Genomic DNA, 4,556 nt, shown 5'->3' with positions numbered 1-4,556 from the left:
TGGCTATGATGGACGCACAGTCTATGGGGCACTTGTTGATTATCGCCTTTATTCTTATCGGCAATGCAGCCTACTTGGTCACTAAGTTTACCAAGAAGGACTAGGCCTCTCTCCTCGACTCACCACATTTAAGGAGGTGACACTAGATGTTTTCGACTAACCTATGGCATTGGGTTATGGCTGCCGCCATTTTGTCTATATTCTCCTTCCTGTATAGGGAGAATGCGATTTATCGCTTGGCGGAGCACATTTTCGTAGGCGCAGCGGCCGGGCATACGCTCGGCATGGCCATCGGCAATATTCACCGCTTCGGCTGGGTGCCGCTCACTACTAAAGACCAGTGGTCGCTTATTGTGCCGCTTATCCTCGGGGTGATGCTGTACGCGCGCTTTATTAAGGGCTTTGCTTGGGTCAGCCGCTGGCCGATTGCCTACTTGGTGGGTAACGGCGTGGGACTCTCTCTCTACACAGCCCTAAACTCGCAGGCCATCCTGCAGGCTAGAGCGTCGATGATTGACTTTATCGTGCATGACCAAACCGGCAAGTTCCTGCTCAACAGATCGTTCGATAACTTCATTATGGTCTTTGGCGTGTTGGCGGTGCTGACGTACTTCATCTTCTCGATTAAGCAGAGCGCGCCGCTAAAAACTGTGTCGCACGCGGGTCGCTGGCTGATGATGGTGACTTTCGGTGTATCGTTTGGCAACGTTGTCGCCGGTCGTATCTCGCTCGCACTAGGCCGCTTAGTAGACCTCTACGACGTTTGGCTAAAGATAATGTAGCGCTAAAAGAGTCCTTGGCCAACAAGCGCCAAGGACTCTTTTCTTTTGGGAGGGCCGTGTATGCTTGCCTGTAACAGCATTCGTACTTTTGCTGCCGCCTATATTCTGCGTGGAGACGACTGGCTGATGCTAAAGCGCTCGCCTACGCACACGCTTTTCCCCAACACCTGGGCGCCTGTTGGCGGGCATGTAGAGGTACAAGATAAGTGTAACCCCATTAATACCGTCTGGCGAGAACTAGCAGAAGAGGCGAACCTCTCGCGCAGTGACGTGACCGACCTTAGGCTTAAGTACATTACTTTGCGCGTAAAAGGCCAAGAGCTAAGGCAGCTCTATTTGTTTTTTGGGCAAACGGAGCGTGCCTCGTTTGACCATTGCCGCGAGGGCGAACTTCACCTCGTACATAAATCGCAAGTTCTGCTGCGGCCGCTCGGCGCAGTTAATAAGCTTACTTTGGAGTATCACTTTGCTCGGGGCGCGGCCCAAACCGAGGTGATGGTCGGCGTAGTTCACGTCGCTCGCGGACTGCCGGCAGTCGCCTGGTCGCCCCTGCAGGACTGGGGCACGGAACCGGAGTGAGGGAATGCCTAGTGGGCACTCCCCTCTACTAGGAGCCAGCAGCCAGGAGCCAACAACCCCTTATCGCCCTACGTTATATCCTCAAGTTGCCTACCGTGCGCGGGCAGGCGATAACGTCGCGAATATTTGACACACCCGTCACATACATGACCAAACGCTCAAAACCCACGCCATAGCCGGAATGCTTGACGCCGCCGTATTTGCGCAGTTCTAAGTACCACCAATACGGCTCAAGCGGCATCTTAAGCTCCTGCATACGAGACACCAGCGTGTCGTAGCGCTCCTCACGTTGACTAGCCCCGACAAGTTCCCCAATGCCGGGGACGAGCAGGTCTGTCGCCGCAACGGTGCGCCCGTCGTCATTTTGGCGCATATAGAAAGACTTTAGGTCTTTTGGGTAGTGGGTGACAAAGACAGGTCGCTTGTAGACCTCTTCGCTCAGGTATCGCTCGTGTTCGGTCTGGAGGCCCTTCTCCCAGGCCACCTCAAACTCAAACTGGCGGCCCGACTGCTGCAACAGTGCAATTGCCTCTGTGTACGTAATTTCGGCGAACTCCGAGTTAACGACGTTTTGCAGGCGTTCCAGGAGCCCTTTGTCGACAAATTCGTTAAAGAACTCCATCTCCTCCGGACATTCGCGCAGTACGTAGGCGACGACGTACTTAATAAGCGCTTCAATATTGGCCATGTTTTGACTCAGATCCGCAAAGGCAAGCTCCGGCTCAATCATCCAAAATTCGGCCGCGTGTCTTGACGTGTTGCTGTTTTCGGCGCGGAAGGTGGGGCCAAATGTATAGACGTTGCGAAAAGCTAGGGCAAAGATTTCTGCCTCTAGCTGACCGCTCACGGTAAGATAAGCTTCCCTACCAAAGAAGTCGTGCGCAAAATCCACTTTGCCATTCTGCCTGGGTAGGTTTAAGAGGTTAAGCGTGGTGACTCTAAACATTTCTCCCGCGCCCTCAGCGTCGCTACCCGTGATAATGGGGGAGTGGACATAGACAAACCCTTGCTCCTGAAAGAAGCAGTGGATAGCATGCGCCAGTACGGAGCGCACCCTAAATACGGCAGAGAACAGGTTCGTGCGCGGGCGCAGATGGGCAATCTCGCGCAGGTATTCTAGGCTATGCCTCTTCTTCTGCAGAGGGTAGTCGCTAAGCGACTCGGCCTCCACGGTAATAGCCTGTGCGTGAATCTCAAAGGGTTGTTTCGCCGCCTGACTAGCTACGACCTTACCGCGCACAGTGATGGCCGTGGCAATAGGCAGCTTGGTCAGCGCGCCGAAATCAGCATGCGCGGCATCAAGAACTACCTGCACATTCCTAAAGAACGTGCCATCATTAAGCTCGATGAACCCAATCGTGTTCGAAGCGCGCACGGTGCGTATCCAACCTTCGACTACTACCTCTTGATTGAGATATGCTGCCGTCTCGCGATAGAGGCTCTTTACACTGATAACTGCCATTGCACAAACTCCCTTCAGAGCCGCGGTCATTTTTTGAATAGCACGAGTATACTTCTAGCGAGTAGGGGAGTCAAGGTGCGGATTTCACAGCAGTGTGCTACACTAAGCCCAAACCTAAGGAAAGCGAGGCCCAAGTTATGCCGTATAGGCAACCGCCATGGAAGGAACGTCAATCGCCAAGTAAACCCGAACTAGGGCAGCAACCGCGTCGGCGCAGGGAGGACACTAGGCAAGAGCCCAGGCCCGTTGCCGAACGCGAGCCGCTGCAGCACGAGAGGCCCGACAGGCGGCACCGAGCACCGCGAGGCATAAACTACAGCCAAGATACTACTACACCACCCGCCGGCGATAAGCCTGCCTGGCGGAGAAAGAGCGACCGCAGACAACTGCCGATTGGCTCGGAGTCTCGGTATGACAAAGCGCCCCGACCCGCGCGCACGCAGCGCATTGAGGCGGCCTACCGTGTAGCTGACGCTAAGGCTGCTGTCCGCCACGCGCACGACGCACCTAAGGAACGCGGCGAACGCGGTAGAACTACCCATTGGGGAGAGGTCGCCGAGTGGTACGACCGCCTGGTGGGTGATGAGGGCAGCGACTTTCAGCGCGAGGTGATTATGCCGGGAGTGCTGCGCATGCTCGAACATCGCAAGGCGCACGCGTCGGAATACCTCGTACTCGATTTAGCTTGCGGGCAGGGCGTGCTGGGGCGCTTCCTCGCCCGCGAGGGCTGCCGGGTAGTAGCCATTGACGCGGCCGAGCCGCTTGTCGCTCGCGCGCGTCAACGCAACAAAACCGATAAGCTGCCCATTAACTATGTAGTGGCCGACGTTACGAAGCTGCTTGATGAAACAGGTCGCCCCCGGCTGAGCTTGCTGCCTGAGTCATTTGACGCCGTAACCGTCGTGCTGGCCATCCAGAACATCACGCCCCTCTCTGCGGTCTGGCAAGCTTGTCACCGCTTGTTAAAGCCAAACGGCAGGTTAGTAGTTGTCATGATGCACCCGTGTTTTCGCGTACCACAGCATGCGGATTGGCACTATGACTACGACGCGAAAGTGCAGTCTCGTATCGTACGCAAATACATGAGTAGTCTCGATGTGCAGATTAAGATGCATCCCTCCCACACCGCCCATGGCAAAAAGCCGCCCGTGACCACGCACTTTCACCGACCCTTGCAAGCGTACATCAATACGCTAGGTAATGCCGGCCTCTACATTGACCATATGGAGGAATGGACCAGCCCGAAGACCGACGAACCCGGCCCGCATAAAGCCGCTAAGGATGCCGCGCGCAAGGAAATACCGATGTTTATGGCGATAAGGGCGAGGAAGGGGTGAGAGTGCCCAGTGCTCAGTGCCTAGTGCCCAGTAGAGCGGTATCGCAGCGGTGCCCGCTCTCCTTTGACCTTTTACCTTGTACCTTTCCACCCGTTCTGCTCACCGCTCAAAGCTCAAAGCTCAAAGCCCGTCCCCCTAGCGCTAACGCCTAGAGCCTATATTCGCGCTCGACGGAATTTGTTCACTTGAAGCAGGATTTTTGCGGACGATAGCTAATAATAGTAGTTGAGAAGAATCAGAGGGAGCGCGGAACTTCCAGCCGCCAGGTCAAAGGGGAGCTAGCACCCCCCGTTCTACTGAGCACGAAGCACGGAGCACGAAGCACGCTCCCTCCGCCAGCAGCCAGCAGCCAGCAGCTAGGGAGCCAGCATCCCCCCACAACACACACAAAGGAGG

The 4,556-nt window shown here is 55.7% G+C and carries 4 protein-coding genes; 3 read left to right on the top strand and 1 reads right to left on the bottom strand.

What is annotated here, in order from left to right; all coding sequences use genetic code 11:
- The first annotated feature begins 146 nt into the window (after window positions 1-146).
- Both KGZ66_12030 and KGZ66_12025 read left to right on the top strand, forming a co-directional pair.
- Complete coding sequence (locus KGZ66_12030; GenBank protein ID MBS3986315.1) at window positions 147-782, top strand: hypothetical protein; 636 nt, start codon at window positions 147-149, stop codon at window positions 780-782.
- Window positions 783-842: 60 nt separating this feature from the next.
- Window positions 843-1,361 carry an NUDIX domain-containing protein gene (locus KGZ66_12025; protein MBS3986314.1) on the top strand — a complete coding sequence of 173 codons (519 nt, stop codon included), beginning with the start codon at window positions 843-845 and terminating at the stop codon, window positions 1,359-1,361.
- A gap of 73 nt (window positions 1,362-1,434) precedes the next feature.
- Here KGZ66_12025 and asnS read toward each other — a convergent pair whose 3' ends face one another.
- Window positions 1,435-2,823: an asparagine--tRNA ligase gene (asnS, locus tag KGZ66_12020; GenBank protein ID MBS3986313.1), complete on the bottom strand. Its 1,389-nt coding sequence runs from the start codon at window positions 2,821-2,823 to the stop codon at window positions 1,435-1,437.
- 137 nt (window positions 2,824-2,960) lie between these two features.
- Between asnS and KGZ66_12015 the strand changes: the two genes are divergently transcribed.
- Window positions 2,961-4,160, top strand: coding sequence for a class I SAM-dependent methyltransferase (locus KGZ66_12015; GenBank protein ID MBS3986312.1), 1,200 nt, complete (start codon window positions 2,961-2,963; stop codon window positions 4,158-4,160).
- Window positions 4,161-4,556 lie beyond the last annotated feature (396 nt).

It is taken from the genome of Selenomonadales bacterium (assembly GCA_018335585.1).
Classification (GTDB): Bacteria; Bacillota; UBA994; order UBA994; family UBA994; genus UBA994.
This window is presented reverse-complemented; position numbering and strand designations above follow the sequence as displayed.

Bases quoted from the DNA above. Each gene is read 5' to 3' on its own strand.
- KGZ66_12030 (MBS3986315.1), top strand. From the start codon at position 147: ATGTTTTCGACTAACCTATGGCATTGGGTTATGGCTGCCGCCATTTTG.
- KGZ66_12025 (MBS3986314.1), top strand. From the start codon at position 843: ATGCTTGCCTGTAACAGCATTCGTACTTTTGCTGCCGCCTATATTCTG.
- asnS (MBS3986313.1), bottom strand. From the start codon at position 2,823: ATGGCAGTTATCAGTGTAAAGAGCCTCTATCGCGAGACGGCAGCATAT.
- KGZ66_12015 (MBS3986312.1), top strand. From the start codon at position 2,961: ATGCCGTATAGGCAACCGCCATGGAAGGAACGTCAATCGCCAAGTAAA.